At 36.9% G+C, this 14955-nt stretch carries 15 protein-coding genes; 12 read left to right on the forward strand and 3 right to left on the reverse strand.

Going from position 1 to position 14955, the window contains the following annotated elements; all coding sequences use genetic code 11:
* Positions 1–16: 16 nt before the first annotated feature.
* From DEU40_RS17450 to DEU40_RS17485, 8 genes are all read left to right on the forward strand, one after another.
* Positions 17–1630 (forward strand): Na+/H+ antiporter, encoded by a 1614-nt coding sequence (locus DEU40_RS17450; RefSeq protein WP_110011027.1) that lies wholly within the window; start codon positions 17–19, stop codon positions 1628–1630.
* Positions 1631–1848: 218 nt separating this feature from the next.
* Positions 1849–2274 (forward strand): SRPBCC family protein, encoded by a 426-nt coding sequence (locus DEU40_RS17455; RefSeq protein WP_110011028.1) that lies wholly within the window; start codon positions 1849–1851, stop codon positions 2272–2274.
* 3 nt (positions 2275–2277) lie between these two features.
* On the forward strand, positions 2278–2784 hold the full coding sequence (locus DEU40_RS17460) for a GNAT family N-acetyltransferase (protein ID WP_110011029.1): 507 nt from the start codon (positions 2278–2280) through the stop codon (positions 2782–2784).
* Positions 2781–3164 carry a VOC family protein gene (locus DEU40_RS17465; RefSeq protein WP_110011030.1) on the forward strand — a complete coding sequence of 128 codons (384 nt, stop codon included), beginning with the start codon at positions 2781–2783 and terminating at the stop codon, positions 3162–3164. The genes DEU40_RS17460 and DEU40_RS17465 overlap by 4 nt, the downstream gene beginning before the upstream one ends.
* A gap of 35 nt (positions 3165–3199) precedes the next feature.
* Positions 3200–4222, forward strand: a complete 1023-nt coding sequence (locus DEU40_RS17470) for a glutaminyl-peptide cyclotransferase (RefSeq protein ID WP_110011031.1) — start codon at positions 3200–3202, stop codon at positions 4220–4222.
* 89 nt (positions 4223–4311) lie between these two features.
* Positions 4312–5274 (forward strand): hypothetical protein, encoded by a 963-nt coding sequence (locus DEU40_RS17475; protein WP_202839399.1) that lies wholly within the window; start codon positions 4312–4314, stop codon positions 5272–5274.
* 27 nt (positions 5275–5301) lie between these two features.
* Positions 5302–5916, forward strand: coding sequence for a deoxynucleoside kinase (locus DEU40_RS17480; protein WP_002977952.1), 615 nt, complete (start codon positions 5302–5304; stop codon positions 5914–5916).
* Positions 5917–6002: 86 nt separating this feature from the next.
* Positions 6003–6353, forward strand: a complete 351-nt coding sequence (locus tag DEU40_RS17485) for an arsenate reductase family protein (RefSeq protein ID WP_110011032.1) — start codon at positions 6003–6005, stop codon at positions 6351–6353.
* A gap of 100 nt (positions 6354–6453) precedes the next feature.
* Here DEU40_RS17485 and DEU40_RS17490 read toward each other — a convergent pair whose 3' ends face one another.
* The 3 genes from DEU40_RS17490 to DEU40_RS17500 all read right to left on the reverse strand — a co-directional run bounded on the left by DEU40_RS17490 (position 6454) and on the right by DEU40_RS17500 (position 8006).
* Positions 6454–6927, reverse strand: coding sequence for a hypothetical protein (locus DEU40_RS17490; protein WP_110011033.1), 474 nt, complete (start codon positions 6925–6927; stop codon positions 6454–6456).
* Positions 6928–6988: 61 nt separating this feature from the next.
* Positions 6989–7294 carry a DUF493 family protein gene (locus tag DEU40_RS17495; protein WP_047433612.1) on the reverse strand — a complete coding sequence of 102 codons (306 nt, stop codon included), beginning with the start codon at positions 7292–7294 and terminating at the stop codon, positions 6989–6991.
* A 40-nt stretch (positions 7295–7334) separates the two neighbouring features.
* Positions 7335–8006 carry a DUF4197 family protein gene (locus DEU40_RS17500; RefSeq protein WP_110011034.1) on the reverse strand — a complete coding sequence of 224 codons (672 nt, stop codon included), beginning with the start codon at positions 8004–8006 and terminating at the stop codon, positions 7335–7337.
* Between the two features lie 366 nt (positions 8007–8372).
* Here DEU40_RS17500 and DEU40_RS17505 point away from each other — a divergent pair, with 366 nt between their 5' ends.
* From DEU40_RS17505 to DEU40_RS17520, 4 genes are all read left to right on the forward strand, one after another.
* Entirely contained in the window at positions 8373–11195 is a 2823-nt protein-coding gene (locus DEU40_RS17505) for a SusC/RagA family TonB-linked outer membrane protein (RefSeq protein ID WP_110011035.1), read from the forward strand.
* An 11-nt stretch (positions 11196–11206) separates the two neighbouring features.
* Positions 11207–12631: a RagB/SusD family nutrient uptake outer membrane protein gene (locus tag DEU40_RS17510; RefSeq protein ID WP_110011036.1), complete on the forward strand. Its 1425-nt coding sequence runs from the start codon at positions 11207–11209 to the stop codon at positions 12629–12631.
* Positions 12632–12709: 78 nt separating this feature from the next.
* The gene (locus tag DEU40_RS17515; RefSeq protein ID WP_110011037.1) at positions 12710–14101 is read left to right on the forward strand and encodes a glucoamylase family protein; all 1392 of its coding nucleotides are present in this window, start codon (positions 12710–12712) and stop codon (positions 14099–14101) included.
* A 100-nt stretch (positions 14102–14201) separates the two neighbouring features.
* On the forward strand, positions 14202–14909 hold the full coding sequence (locus DEU40_RS17520) for a prolyl oligopeptidase family serine peptidase (RefSeq protein ID WP_110011038.1): 708 nt from the start codon (positions 14202–14204) through the stop codon (positions 14907–14909).
* The last annotated feature ends 46 nt before the right edge of the window (positions 14910–14955 follow it).

The following is a 14955-nucleotide window of genomic DNA, read 5'->3' on the forward strand; positions in this document are numbered from 1 at the left end:
AAAAAACGAACTCAAAATGATTCACAGCTATGTTATAATATCCATTGCAGTCCTGCTGTCTGTGATGATATTGGTAATGATCGGCCAGAAATTAAAAGTAGCTTACCCGATTTTTCTTGTCATTGCAGGATTACTGATAAGCATTGTGCCGGGAATGCCGCGTATTGAAATAGAGCCTGATCTTGTTTTTCTTATTTTCCTGCCGCCAATTTTGTTTGAGGCAGCCTGGTTTACCTCATGGCAGGATTTTCATAAATGGAGAAAACAGATTTTTTCAATGGCCTTTGGGTTGGTATTCTTAACCTCCATAGTCGTTGCTTATCTTTCATCTTCCATTATTCCCGGACTTACTGTGGCAATGGGCTTCCTGTTGGGAGGTGTCAATTCTCCGCCGGATGCAGTAGCTGCTACTTCGGTTCTGAAACATATGAAAATTCCTAAAAAGATCACTAATATTCTGGAAGGAGAAAGTTTGATCAATGATGCTTCCAGTTTAATTGTATTTAAATTTGCACTGGCCGCCGTTATTTCAGGACAGTTTATCTGGAGAGATGCCGTTCAGGATTTCTTTACCATGGCCATCGGTGGAATTGCCGTAGGAGTGGCGGTTGGGTTTCTGTTTGGTGCTTTATTAAAAGTTATTCCGACCAATTCCAATATCGATACCATTATTACCCTTATCGTACCTTACATTATGTATGTGGGAGCAGAACATTTCCATTTTTCGGGAGTATTGGCTGTAGTTGCCGGAGGTTTATTGATGTCTTATAATTCACATTGCTATTTAAGCCATACCTCCAGGATTCAGTCGGGGAATGTATGGAGTGTACTGATATTCCTGATGAATACCATCATCTTTATCCTGATTGGTCTTGAACTTCCCATTGTAGTGGAAGGGATGAAAGAATATACCATTTCTGAAGGTATTTTCTACAGTGTAGTGATTGGTGGAGCTATTATCGGAACAAGAATTTTGTATAGTTACGCATTAATGTACTTCCCAAGAATCTGCTCTAAAGAATTAAGGTTAAAAGTTCCCAAACCGGATTGGAGAGAGCCTTTTATCATCAGTTTTGCAGCAATGAGAGGAGTGGTTTCACTGGCTGCAGCATTATCGATCCCTGCTTTTTTACCTAACGGAGAAGCGTTTCCACACAGGAATATTATTTTGTTTGTAACCTTCGTGATCATATTGATCACCCTGGTAGGGCAAGGTTTATTGTTGGCGCCCATCTTGAAATTATTAAATATTCAGGATGCCGGAAGCGAATTGCCGGAAGAAAAACAGGAGGTAATCCTTATGCGTAAACTGAAAGAAACAGCTTTGCACAAACTGGATAATGACTTTTCTGAATTAGCCGTAACGAACAGCCTCGTACGTCATCAAAAGCACAAGCTGGAAAATGAAATGATGCTGATGGCAGATAAAGCCCAATGCATGGCTTCCACAGGAGATTATGTGTCCGCAATCAACGAAAATAAAGATGTCTTACGCCAGATCATTCAGGCACAGAGAAACGAATTGCACAGAATGAAAAGAGAAAAGATCTTTGATGATCATGTGATGAGAACCATTGAAATGCAGCTGGATTTTGACGAAGCCAAGATCACAGGTTTTTCACATGGGTAATTACAAAATAAACCACAAAAGTCACAAAAGATAAAAGTTAAAATGAACTTGCAGGAATAAAAAGTTCACAAAAGGAAAATTCTGAAATTTTAAAGGCTTACGTGTACTTCTCATGAGTAGAAATTTAAACTTAATAATTTAGTAGATAAAACTTTGTGACTTTTGTGGTTAAAGATTATAGGTAAAATGTGTACATTTAAACATATTAAACCTATAATATGAGTACACCCATCACTGTTCAGTACACCATAAATGCTCCGGCTGAAAAAGTCTGGAAAGCATTAACCGATAAAAATGAAATGAAATCCTGGTATTTTGATATCCAGGATTTTGTTTTGGAAACAGGTAAGGAATTCAACTTCTATGAACCGGGAGGTGAGAATAAATACCATCACCACGCACAGATTTTAGAAATAATACCCAATGAAAAATTAAAGCATACATGGTCTTATCCTGATTTTTCAGCCATGAAGACCATTGTAACCTGGGAACTGCTGCCAGAAGACGGTCAAACTTTAGTAAAGCTGACCCATGAAGATATTGAAAACTTTAAAGACTTAGGAGAAGGCTTTTCAAGAGAGAATTTTGTAAAGGGCTGGAATACGATTTTGGGACAAAGCTTAAAAGAATTTTTAGAAAAATAAATCATGATCACATTACACCCTTTTACGATAGAAGATGCTCCACAACTGATTTCAAAGATAAAAGACGAAAGAATGCTTCTTCAGTTTGCCGGCCCGGCATATCGTTTTCCTCTCACAGAAGAACAGCTGGAAACTGATCTGTTCAATGAAAACAGAACTCTTTTTAAAATTACAGATGAGACAGGACGTACAATCGGGCATGCCCAGATATTTCTGAAAGAAAAAACATTCCTGTTGGGAAGAATTCTGATCTGGGATGAAAATAACAGGGGAAAAGGTTATGGAAAGAAGGTGATGCAGGAGCTTTTGAAATATGGCTTCAGTCATTTTGATAAAGAAACAGCAGAGCTGAATGTCTACGACTGGAATACCGGAGCTATTGAATGTTACAGAAAAGTAGGTTTTGCTTTTGACCCATACGTTAAAAGCGAAGCAAAGATTGGTCAGGAAACATGGGTTTCACTGAATATGAAAATCAATAAAAATACTTTCGAATTACAGGAATCATGACACAATTTACCGCACTTCGCCCTGTTTTATGGACTGAAAATCTTGATGAAACCATAGGATTCTATATGCGCGTTCTTGGGTTTAGCCTTATCGACAGGAATAACGAATGGCAATGGGCTTCCCTTCGTAAAGATGAAATATACATCATGCTGTCTCAGCCTGACAAACATGAAAAAAATACTTCCATTGGTTTTTCCGGTTCGTTTTATTTCAATGTAAATAAAGTGGATGATCTTTGGGAAGACCTTAAAACAAAAGCGAAAATATGCTACGAGATTGAAACTTTTGAGTGGGGAATGAGAGAATTTGCGATATATGACAATAATGGGTACATATTACAATTTGGTGAACCCGCAGATAATATTGGCAATACGGAATAAAATTTGCTATTTTTGGAGAAATATTTAGAAATTCAATGAAAAAAAGTATAATAGCGGGTTTCGCAGCGATTTTATTATTGGCGTCTTGTAATAAGGATAAGGAGATTCTTAATACATTAAACACTTATAATACTTCAATGGAGGCGAAGGGATACCATTTCGGAGATAAGCTTGAGCTTCCGAAAGAGGTAACGGAAAATGCAGAAAGCGTAACAATCAGCTTTGGAGATAAAGAAACAACAGATTTAACAATTGATCCTAAATTTTTCACCTTAGGAGACAATGCTGTTACATTCAATATTAAAACAAAAGGAGGTGAAGTGCTAAATCAGGATGCTACCATCAATGTATTTGCAAAAAATCCTGAAAAAAATATTCCTTATCAGATTGTAGCGGAATATCCTCACGATCCTAAAAACTTTGTACAGGGTTTCCAGATTGAAGGAAATACCATTTATGAAAGTGACGGGCAGAACGGATCTTCACAGATTTTAAAATATACGCTGGGAACAACAACTCCGCTGGCTTCTACAAAACAGGCTCAGGAAGACTTTTCTGAAGGAAGTACCATCGTAGGAGACAAAGTATATCAATTGACATGGCAAAGCAAAAAAGGATATGTTTATGATAAAAGTTCATTAAAGCTGCTTTCAGAATTTGCTTATCCTAATGTATTGGGTGAAGGTTGGGGATTAACGTATGACGGGAAGAACCTGATCGCTTCTGACGGAAGTAAACTTTTATATTTCCTTGATGTCAACGATCCTTCAAAACTGATTAAGTATATTGCGGTTGCAGGAAGTTCACAGGCATATGATCAGTTGAACGAACTGGAATACCACAACGGATTTATTTATGCCAACGTATGGCAGAAGCCTATCATTTTAAAGATCAATCCGGCCAATGGAGAAGTCGTAGGAACTTTTGACTTTACTGAAATCGCAAAACAGAATACCAAAGGAAGTGATGATGTACTGAACGGAATTGCCTTCAAAGGAGATAATATGCTGGTGACAGGAAAAAACTGGTCGAAGATTTATGAAATTGTTATTAAATAAGAAAAGTTAATAACAATTTCTGTCTGAATAAAATAAAGTATGTAAATTGGTAGCGTTCCCTCAGGAGCGCTATCTTAGTAAAAAAGAATTTGAGATTATTATATCTGATACTGCTTTTAGTTTTCTGCTCAGTTTCTGCGCAGGATGTACTTCCTTTAGATACTTTGAAACTGAAGGAGGCAAAAGATATGCTTGCCGATGACTACGGAAATCTGTATATCTATAAAAACAAAGATTTTAGTTTTACCAAATATGATTCCCTTGGAAAGCAGATCGGAAAAATGATGCTTACTGTACCCTATAAAGTACAGACCGTACAAAATCCTCTGAATGTGCCATTGTTTTCTGAAAATGCCCAGGAAATGAAATTTGTAGACCAGAATATGAATGAGATTCAACGATTGGATTTTAAACAGAAATTTGGTTTTATCAGAATGGCTTATGCCGAAGATCTGCAGCAGCTCTGGCTTTTGGACGACAGTACAAAACGTCTGATACAATATAATTTCAGAAATGATACCACCATCAACTCATATCCTTTTGATATCAGTTTTGAAGATTTAATGGACATGCTGGTCTATGAAAATAAGGTCTATATTTTAACGAGAAAGCACATCAGGATTTACAGCCTTAAATTCGAAAAGCTTTTCGAAGCTCCTTTGGAAAACGGAAAACGTTTTCGAAGAGAGAATGATATGATCCTTGTGGTTGCCGGTAATTTCATTTCACAATACGTCCCTGAAAAAGGGATGATCACTATTTTCGAAGACCAGGACGCACAAATTGTGGATAAAAACATCCTCTCTTATTTTGCAATCAAAGGGAACAAACTCTATCTTTACAGCCTTGAAAAAGTAAAGAAAGCCCAACAGCAAAAACAGCTCGAAACTCAGCCGGAATCTCCTCCGCCATCTACAGAAAAGCCAGTAGAAAAGACGGAAGAAAAGCCAGATGAGAATACAGTAGAGAAACCTTCAGACAATACTTTACAGAAATTGATTGAAGATATTTCTCAGGTTCAGACTGAGGCTGTCGAAAAACTTATCAACTAATTCGTAAATACAAGGAAAAAGAATATTATGCATATTGCAGTTACAGGAAACATCGGAGCAGGAAAAACAACTTTGACAACGATGCTTTCCAAGCATTACGGATGGGATGCACAATTTGAAGATGTAGATCATAATCCTTATCTGGAAGATTTTTATTCAGACATGAGCAAATGGAGTTTTGCGCTGCAGGTGTATTTCCTGGGGAGCCGATTCCGTCAGGTAAAGGAGATCAGAGAAAGCGGGAAAAACATTATTCAGGATCGTACGATCTATGAAGATGCTCATATTTTTGCGGAAAACCTGAATGATATGAACCTTCTTTCAGACAGGGATTTCAATAACTACTCATCAGTATTTGATCTCATGAAGTCTTTCGTGTCTGCTCCGGATCTTTTAATCTATTTGAAATCTGATGTTCCTAACCTGGTTAAAAAAATCTATAAAAGAGGTCGTGAATATGAAGCATCTATCAGTATTGAATACCTTTCCAAACTGAATCAGAAATATGAAAAATGGATCTCCAACTATACAGAAGGAAAATTGCTGATTGTAGAAGTGGATGATCTTGATTTCGTTGAAAAACCTGAAGATTTCGGATTTATTCTGGAGAAGATTGAAGCAGAGCTACACGGATTGTTTTAACATATTTTTATCAGAACATTAAGACAGACTCAGGGTAAATCTTTTTAAATTTGTTAAGACCAAGTTTAATTTTTGAATAATGTATCATGGTAGTTAAAGTTTTACATAACGGAAACTGTTCAAAGTCAAATGCTGTACTGGAGTATCTTGACGAAAACGGAGTGCCTTTTGAGATCATTAATATTGTTGAAGATCCGTTAAGCCCACTTGAAATAAGAACGGTGCTGAAGAAACTGAATCAGAGTGTTTTTCATATTATCCGTAAAACCGATAAGCTTTACGTTGAGAACTATGCAGATAAAAACTATTCGGAAGAGGAATGGATAAAGATCCTTTCCGAAAACCCATCTTTAATACAAAGACCCATTCTGGTAAAAGGTTCAGTAGCAATGCTGGGAAGACCTATTGAAAATGTAAAATTCTTTATTGAAAAATAAACGAAATTTAATAAATAAAAAAGATCCGTTCTGTTGTAGACTACACCCAAAAGTTTAGACACTTTTTAGGGGCAGTCCATGAAAGAGCGGATCTTTTATGTTATGGGGTTTTTGTAGTAACCGGGCCATTTATCGCCTTATATAAAGCTTCCAGTTCTTTTGGAGGACGTCCGGAATCAAATTCTGAGGAGGTATACTCTTTTCCGCCAGCGGTAATGATCATAGATGATATCATTGCCTGGTCAGAATATCTGCCTGTAGTTGGAGATTTGAGTTCAGATATCTTCGGTAGGTCAATGTTCTGAGCCAGCCTGGAAACTGCCAGCCATTCGGCGGTGGAGATTTTGGTATTTGTAATCTCTTCATTGATGTTGGACTCTTTTGAAGAGGGTGTGAAAACAATGTCCCTGCTGAACCCTCTTGTCCTTTCTGTTAAGCGGATCTGTTCAATCTTTTGTTGCTGAACTGCAGAAGAGATATTTGGGGTATTATTTTCGCTGTTATTTTTGTGCATACAGTTTGTAGCAGAGGTTGCTAAAATGACATTAAATAGGATCAGTTGGATGTTCATCATATTCTGTTTTTATGTATTAATAATAAAAAACCGCTTCATCATGATGAAACGGCCTTTGTTTTTACAATAGAATAACGCCTTCTATTTTTGCTACTTCTTTATAAATATTCACTACCTGATTGGCATCCAGAACAAATGCATTGATATTGCAGGCCGTGTATTTTCCATTTTTGCTTTCGCGGTTTCCCAGTGTAAATTTAATACCATCAAAAACTCTGTAAATTTCAGTAAGTTTTGCCTGGTCTGTAGGAATAATAAATTTAAATAAATAATCCTCCGGAAAATCATGATGATCCTCCAGTTTCTCCCTCAAAGACTGATAAAAGTCTTCAGGGCTTGCGTGTTGATTTCCTTGTAATATATCCATCTGCAATTGTTAATATAGTATAAAAATAGCGAAAATTTTCCTATTTTCCAAACGGTCCCAGCAGGGACTTGGAGTTCTGGTGTTCATAATCTTCAATGATATTGAACAATCCATTCACCAGCTGTTCAGAAGCAAGTTTACTCAATCCTCCTGAATTGACAGTGTTGTTATTTCCCCCTAAAAGACTGCCCAAAAAATTACTGCCTGATAGCGCTGTATTAATGGTTTTTACAATTCCATATTCATTCAGTTTTTCATCTACTTTAGGAGCAATGGCCGCAATAAGCTGTTGGGATGTTTTTTCCTTCAGAATCTGTGTAGCAGTGGTTCCCTGCATAATTCGCGTTACATCCTGAGCATTCAGGCTGTTTACGGCATCCTGCAAAATAGGTTTTGATGTATTCACTGTGTAAGCTGCTGCCTGTGCTATATAATCTCGTTCTTTGGCTACCAGTGAAGGAGCAATTTTCTCCAGTGTGGAATTGATGTCTCTCAACTCTTTGGGAAGGGCTTTATCAACCATATTATTCTGCAGGAACGCTTCTTTGTTGCCATAGATACTCATTCCCTTATCAATACCATTAAGCAGAATTCTTTTGATAATAGAAAGCCCCATGTCTGATGTTGCCAATGAAGTGCAGGATTGTACAGTGGTGGTAATAACAGCACCGGTTCCAATCAAAAGAGCGGCTGCAATGATATATTTTTTCATTGATTTTTTTATTATGTATTTCTAAGATGCATTTGTCAAAAACTGCACCAAAGGTAATTACTATTCCCAATTTAACAAAATATTAAATTGAGTACATGTTTTGGTGAATATTGTGTCAAAAATGTTAAAATTTCATTTGTAAATATGATGAATAAAGGATCTTGATTTTAAATTAAAAATTATAAAATCTATATTTTTGGCATTTTTCATTTAATAAAGTATAATTATTTTTAAATATTTAAGATAGTTTAACAGTGTTGGATATTTTTTATATTTTTGGCTAATGTCTTTTTTTGAGATTTTAAATAACTCCACTATTTAGAGACAGGTGCAAATTTGAATTTATTTGAATAAAATTGAAACTATATGAAACAAAGTAATTTAAAGTATTCATGTCTCATTGCTGCTTTATACTTCGGTATGAACGTCAATGCTCAGACTACTCCAAAAGACACTGCAGTCAAAGAGCAGAAGATTGAGGAAGTAGTTTTGATCGGATATGGATCTCAGAAAAAAGAAAACGTTACGGGAAGTATCGGAATGGTTTCTGCAAAGGATCTCGCTGATAAGCCGAATTCAAACCCTATGAGTTCTGTTCAGGGAAAAATTGCAGGTGTGAATATTACCAATGCAGGAGCCCCAGGAAGTTCTCCGAGAGTTGATATTCGAGGGATTGGATCTTTAACAGGACAAACTGTCTTCATCGTTGACGGAACCATTACGGATGATATATCTTTCCTTAATCCTCAGGATATTGAATCAATGAGTGTATTGAAAGATCCTTCGAGTTTAGCAATTTTTGGAGCGAGAGCATCTAACGGAGCTGTAATTATTAAGACAAAAACCGGAAGGGGTAAGAAGCCTGTTTTTAGCCTTAATTCTTACTTAGGAATCAAAAAGGTTACCAATGTTCCGGAAATGGCGAATGCTGATCAGTATATTGAATTATATAATGAAAAATTAAGAAATGAAGGAAATACTGATCCTACAAAATTTCTGAGCAGAGCTGATTATCCTGCAGATACAAAGTGGCTTGATGAGATTTTTAGAACCAGTATTATAAATGCCAATGATTTCTCAGCATCAGGAAGTATCGGGAAATTAAATTATTATGGAAGTATTGGAAACTTACAGGATGAAGGAAATTTAGCTGCCGGAAGAGGAATTAACTCTGGAAGTGGCTTCAACAGAATGAATACCAAGTTAAATTTATCATATAAAATAACGGATAATCTTACCATTGGTAATAATTTTACATTCTCAAAAATTCGTAGTGATGTAGCTCAAAATCCTTTACTGGATGCATATACAGCTCCTCCTATATTTCCGGTAATGAACCCATCAACTGGTGATTATCAGTTTTTCAATGGGTATTCCATACCAAATCCAAGAGCGAAATTGGATATGTTCCGTTCTCAAATCAGGGAAGAAAGACTTTTGAATAACGTTTTTGCAGAATATAAGTTTTTAAATGATTTTACTGTAAGAGTTAGTTATACTACAGATAACACCAATAGAAGTAAGTATGAATATACACCAAGACTTAATTATGTTCCGGTATCTGATCAGAAAGATCCTGTTTTAGTAACAAGAGATTCCAGAAACAGAAATTATGTCTGGGATAATACATTAACCTGGAAAAAGAACTTCGGAGATCATAATCTGGAGATCTTAGGAGGTTTCTCAAGAACGAGAAATTCTTATTCTGAAACATATGCATCTGCTCAGAAAGTATATTATGATGGAACAAATGAATCTTTAAATATCCTTAATGGTACTGATCTGGTAATTTATACTGATGACAGACCTAAACTGGATCTTAATCAGGATCAATATCGTATTGAATCACTTTTTGCGAGATTAAATTATGATTACAAAGGAAAATACCTTTTAAATGCTTCTGTTCGTAGAGACGGGTCATCACAGATTTCTACAGATAGATTTAAGATTTTCCCGGCAGTAAGTGCAGGTTGGGTAATCTCAAAAGAGGACTTTATGAGCGGGCAAAATCTGTTTAACCTTTTAAAGCTTAGAGCAAGTTATGGTAAACTTGGAAATCCTAATGTGAAAAGAAAGTTTACTCTGAACAGAACAATTATTGATGGAGGTGCATATTATGGAAATAATGGTTATCCTGCGGCAACAATCGACCAGATTATTGATCCATCTATCGGATGGGAAACAACTTCAGGAGGAGATGTAGGTTTAGAAATGGCATTATTTAACAATAAATTAAAAATTGATGCCAATTATTTCAATAAAGACTCAAAAGATGTTGTATATGGAATTTTCCAGGGTACTGTTTCCGGTGCAAGTAACTGGAGAGATTATGTAACAAATGCTTACTCCTTTAATAACAAAGGATTTGAAGTTGCTGTAAACTATAATACAAAGATTAATGAGAATATTACTTTAGGAATTTATGGTAATTATACAGGGTTAAAAAATAAAATTACTTCAGTATATGGAGGATCATACCTGGAAGCAGGAGCTAGTTTGTTCGGAAATTCTGTTATCAGACTACAGGAAGGACAGGCCGTTGGTTCTTACTACGGATATCAGGTTGTGGGAGTATTCCAAAATGCTGATGAGGTATCAGCTTCAGCGACACAGAATGGAGCAAGACCCGGAGCATTTAAATTTGCCGATTTAGATGGAAACGGTGTTATTGATACAAGAGATAAAACATTCCTGGGAAGTCCTATTCCAAAAGGATCTTATGGATTTGGAGTTAATATGAATATTTATGATTTTGACTTTGCTATTGATTTCCAGGGAGTATTTGGTAATAAAATCTATAACTACAACCGTGAACAGCGTTATGGAAATGAAAACTGGGATTTAGATTTCTACAATAACAGATGGCATGGTGCAGGAACATCAAATTCTTACTCTATGGTGACCAATGACCAGGCGATTATTTTGCCAAACAGTTTCTATGTAGAGGATGGAAGTTATATCAGAATCAGAAATATCCAGGTTGGATATAATTTACCAAAAACATTTGCAAAATCTTTGTCTATTACTAAATTAAGATTATATGTAAGTGCTCAGAATCCATGGACTAGCTTTAAGTACAATGGCTTCTCACCTGAAATCTTGAATTCAGATAGAGTACAAATGGGAGTAGATCAGAACATTTACCCTATCTCTGCAATCTACACATTTGGTATGAATTTAACATTTTAATTAGAAAAGTAATGAAAAAAATATTTTTATCCATTGCAATGGTTTCTCTTTTAACCAGCTGCAATAATTATCTAGATATCAAAGAGGAAGGAGAAGTAGAGGCGACATCTTTTTTCCAGACTCAGGAGGATGCTATGCAGGCAACGAATGCCGTGTATAACTTCTTAAGAAGCTGGGAAAATTCAGCATTTCCTTACCAGTTTATTTATGGTGTTCCGGCAGATGATGTGGTGAAAGGATCTAATCCGGGAGATGCGTCTTTTATCAATGTGTATGATAATTTTACCTTTACGGTAAGTGATGACGGAGTAAGAAGTTATTGGATTGGTCAATGGCAGGCTATAAACAGAGCGAATCAGGTTATTACTAACGTTCCAAAGATAAATATGGATTCAACGCTTAAAAACAGACTTGTTGCTGAATCAAAAATGTTGAGAGCCTATTTTTATTTTAATTTGGTACGAATCTATGGTGGTGTGCCAATATTTGACGGATTACAGACAAATTATAATATTCCAAGGAATTCTGTAAACGAGGTTTACAATTTTATTATCTCTGATCTTACCAGTGCTGCAGAAATTCTCCCTCAAACTTATCCTGCTACAGATCTGGGGAGAGTTACTAAAGGTGCTGCATTAGGATTATTATCGAAAGTTTATCTTTACAAGAAAGACTGGCAGAAGGCTTATGATACTTCAAACCAACTAATAGGAATGGGATATGACTTAGAGTCAGACTTCAATCGTGTATTCAGAATCGCTGGAGAATTTGGAAAAGAATCCGTATTTGAAGTTAACTGTGATTGTGCTCCTCAGCTTAATCCGCTGGCAGGAAGTCAGTATGCAGAAGTTCAGGGGGTAAGAAACCAATTCGGATGGGGATTCTTCACCCCTTCTCAGGCTTTGGAAAACGCATTTGAACCTGGTGATATCAGAAAAGAACTTACGATTCTTAGAAATGGAGAAACTACTCCGGAAGGTGATTTAATTGCAATGGGAGACCCAAATTCTGTTACAACATTTAACCAAAAAGTATATCTTCCGAAAGCTTTAAACAACAGTGCTTGTGCTTACGGATCAAAACAGAATATCAGAATTTTAAGATTTGCTGAGATTCTTTTAATCAATGCAGAAGCTGCTAATGAATTAGGTAATACCGCTACAGCCACAGCTAACCTTAATAAGGTAAGAACAAGAGCTCAATTGGCAGGTACTACAGCCTCAACACAGACTGCTCTTAGAAAAGCAATCTGGCATGAACGTAGAGTAGAGCTTGCTATGGAAGGTGACCGTTTCGTAGACCTTGTAAGAACAGGTGAGGCAGCTGCTGTCCTTGCGCCTTATGGATTCAAAGCAGGTAAAAACGAATTATTCCCGATTCCTTTGGATGCCATGAACCAAAGTAACGGTGCCTTTGTTCAAAACCCCGGCTATTAAAATTTAATCAATAAAAACTTTAGAGGAGAATGAAAGTTCTCCTCTTCTTTTAGTAAGAAACCCTAAAAAAGAGATCTCATGAAAAGGAACGTATTATCAATAGCTATTACTTCATTATTCTTTGTGTATTCCTGTAAAAATGCACCCGTTGCCAAACAGGAGACCGGAAAAACTGAAGCGGTAAAAAGCAATATCACGGATGAACAACTGATGGACAGAGTGCAGAAAGATGCTTTAAAGTACTTCTGGGACTATGCAGAACCTAACTCAATGCTGGGAAGAGAGCGCTACCATGAAGACAATATCTATCCGGATAACGATAAGCACGTGATCACGACAGGAGGCTCAGGCTTCGGGTTGGCAACTATTCTGGTAGGGGTAGAAAGAGGATTTGTTCCAAGAAAAGAAGCGGTGAAAAGGCTTACTCATATCATGGATTTTCTGGCTAAAGCAGACCGCCATAAAGGAGCATGGTCACATTGGATCAATGGGGAAACCGGAAAAACCGTACCATTCGGGAAAAAAGATAATGGAGGTGACCTTGTGGAAACCGCTTTCCTTACCTCAGGAATACTGATGGTTCGTGAATACTTTAAAAACGGAAATGCAGAAGAAAAAAAACTGGCAGCAAAATGTGATGAACTGTGGAAAGGAATCCAATGGAACTGGTATACCAAAGGAGGACAGAAAGTCCTTTACTGGCACTGGTCACCGGATTATCAATGGGAAATGAATTTTCCTCTTGAGGGATATAATGAATGCCTGATCACTTATATTTTAGCAGCATCTTCACCGACTTATTCCATTGATGCAGAAACCTACTATAAAGGCTGGACCAGAAACGGAACTTACCTTACAGATAAAACAAAATACGGACTACCTCTGTATGTAAAACACAACTATGCCGAAGAATACGGCGGCCCGCTTTTCTGGGCACAATATTCATATATCGGGCTTGATCCTACGGGATTATCCGATAAGCTTGTCAAAAACTACTTTGACATCAATAAAAATCAAACCCTTATCGATTACAAATACTGTGTTGAAAATCCAAAACAATGGAAAGGGTATGGCCCCAACTATTGGGGGCTTACAGCCGGATATACCAGAAATGAGGACGGAAGCACAGGATATACCGCTCACATGCCTGGCAATGATAATGGAGTGATTACTCCTACAGCTGCCTTGAGCAGTTTTCCCTATACACCAAAAGAATCAATGGCTTTCCTGAGATTCATGTATACCCAAAAACCTGAATTCATAGGATCTGCGGGACCTTATGATGCTACCTCCATTAATTATAATAATTGGTTTACCCCAAGATATCTGGCGATAGATCAGGGAACGATAGCACCCATGATTGAAAATTACAGATCAGGATTCCTTTGGAAACTGTTTATGAATGCTCCTGAAATTCAGCAGGGATTAAAAAAACTAAGCTTCCGGTCAGCCAAATATGGACTCAAATAAATTAATAGGAACGGGCCATTATCCTGAGCTTAGTCGAAGGGAATCCGTTTACATAAAAAAAATCAAATCCGCTGGCTTTAGCCAAAACCTAAATAACAATATGAAACTAAAACTGAAACATATTCCTCTTTTACTGCTGCCGTTTTCAATACCAATGAATGCGCAGGAGATAAAAGGAGAACTCAATAAAGAAATTAGAAGACAGGAAAAAATGTCTTACATTCTGGATTATCCGCAGAATGTTAAAGGAAATGTACCACTAATAGTTTTCCTTCATGGTTCAGGAGAGCGTGGAGCTAATCTTGATCTGGTAAAGGCACATAGCCCGTTTACCTATAAAAACCTGATCAAAGAACCTGTAGCTGTTCTCGCACCCCAATGCCCGGAAGGAACATGGTGGGATACGGTTACCGTATATCATCTGATCAAGGAAATTCAGAAGAAATATAAAATTGATGCTTCCCGTATTTATCTTACAGGACTTTCTATGGGAGGATGGGGAACCTTAAAGCTGGCCATGGAGCATCCGGAAATGTTTGCTGCAGTGGCTTCAGTTTGTGCCCCTACAGATCAGGTAATGACCGCTAATATTCATCGGTTTAAAGATCTGAACATGAAAATTTTCCATGGCGGAATGGACGATATTGTACTACCTGCCAATGCTTTTAATTTTTATCAGAAGCTGCATCCTGTAAATCCTTCAGCAGAATTGGTTATCTTCCCGAATGATAATCATAACTCATGGGATTCGGCATACTCAAATCCAGCTCTGTATGAATGGATGCTGTCTAAAAAGAAAGAAAAATAATCCCAAAATACACAATGATTGAAAAATAAACCCATCAAATTAAAGC

It is taken from the genome of Chryseobacterium sp. AG844 (genome assembly GCF_003182335.1).
Lineage (GTDB): Bacteria > Bacteroidota > Bacteroidia > Flavobacteriales > Weeksellaceae > Chryseobacterium > Chryseobacterium cupriresistens.

What these genes read in the sequence shown, in the direction of transcription:
- DEU40_RS17450 (WP_110011027.1), top strand. Translation starts at nt 17, where the DNA reads ATGATTCACAGCTATGTTATAATATCCATTGCAGTCCTGCTGTCTGTG.
- DEU40_RS17455 (WP_110011028.1), top strand. Translation starts at nt 1,849, where the DNA reads ATGAGTACACCCATCACTGTTCAGTACACCATAAATGCTCCGGCTGAA.
- DEU40_RS17460 (WP_110011029.1), top strand. Translation starts at nt 2,278, where the DNA reads ATGATCACATTACACCCTTTTACGATAGAAGATGCTCCACAACTGATT.
- DEU40_RS17465 (WP_110011030.1), top strand. Translation starts at nt 2,781, where the DNA reads ATGACACAATTTACCGCACTTCGCCCTGTTTTATGGACTGAAAATCTT.
- DEU40_RS17470 (WP_110011031.1), top strand. Translation starts at nt 3,200, where the DNA reads ATGAAAAAAAGTATAATAGCGGGTTTCGCAGCGATTTTATTATTGGCG.
- DEU40_RS17480 (WP_002977952.1), top strand. Translation starts at nt 5,302, where the DNA reads ATGCATATTGCAGTTACAGGAAACATCGGAGCAGGAAAAACAACTTTG.
- DEU40_RS17485 (WP_110011032.1), top strand. Translation starts at nt 6,003, where the DNA reads ATGGTAGTTAAAGTTTTACATAACGGAAACTGTTCAAAGTCAAATGCT.
- DEU40_RS17490 (WP_110011033.1), bottom strand. Translation starts at nt 6,927, where the DNA reads ATGATGAACATCCAACTGATCCTATTTAATGTCATTTTAGCAACCTCT.
- DEU40_RS17495 (WP_047433612.1), bottom strand. Translation starts at nt 7,294, where the DNA reads ATGGATATATTACAAGGAAATCAACACGCAAGCCCTGAAGACTTTTAT.
- DEU40_RS17500 (WP_110011034.1), bottom strand. Translation starts at nt 8,006, where the DNA reads ATGAAAAAATATATCATTGCAGCCGCTCTTTTGATTGGAACCGGTGCT.
- DEU40_RS17505 (WP_110011035.1), top strand. Translation starts at nt 8,373, where the DNA reads ATGAAACAAAGTAATTTAAAGTATTCATGTCTCATTGCTGCTTTATAC.
- DEU40_RS17510 (WP_110011036.1), top strand. Translation starts at nt 11,207, where the DNA reads ATGAAAAAAATATTTTTATCCATTGCAATGGTTTCTCTTTTAACCAGC.
- DEU40_RS17515 (WP_110011037.1), top strand. Translation starts at nt 12,710, where the DNA reads ATGAAAAGGAACGTATTATCAATAGCTATTACTTCATTATTCTTTGTG.
- DEU40_RS17520 (WP_110011038.1), top strand. Translation starts at nt 14,202, where the DNA reads ATGAAACTAAAACTGAAACATATTCCTCTTTTACTGCTGCCGTTTTCA.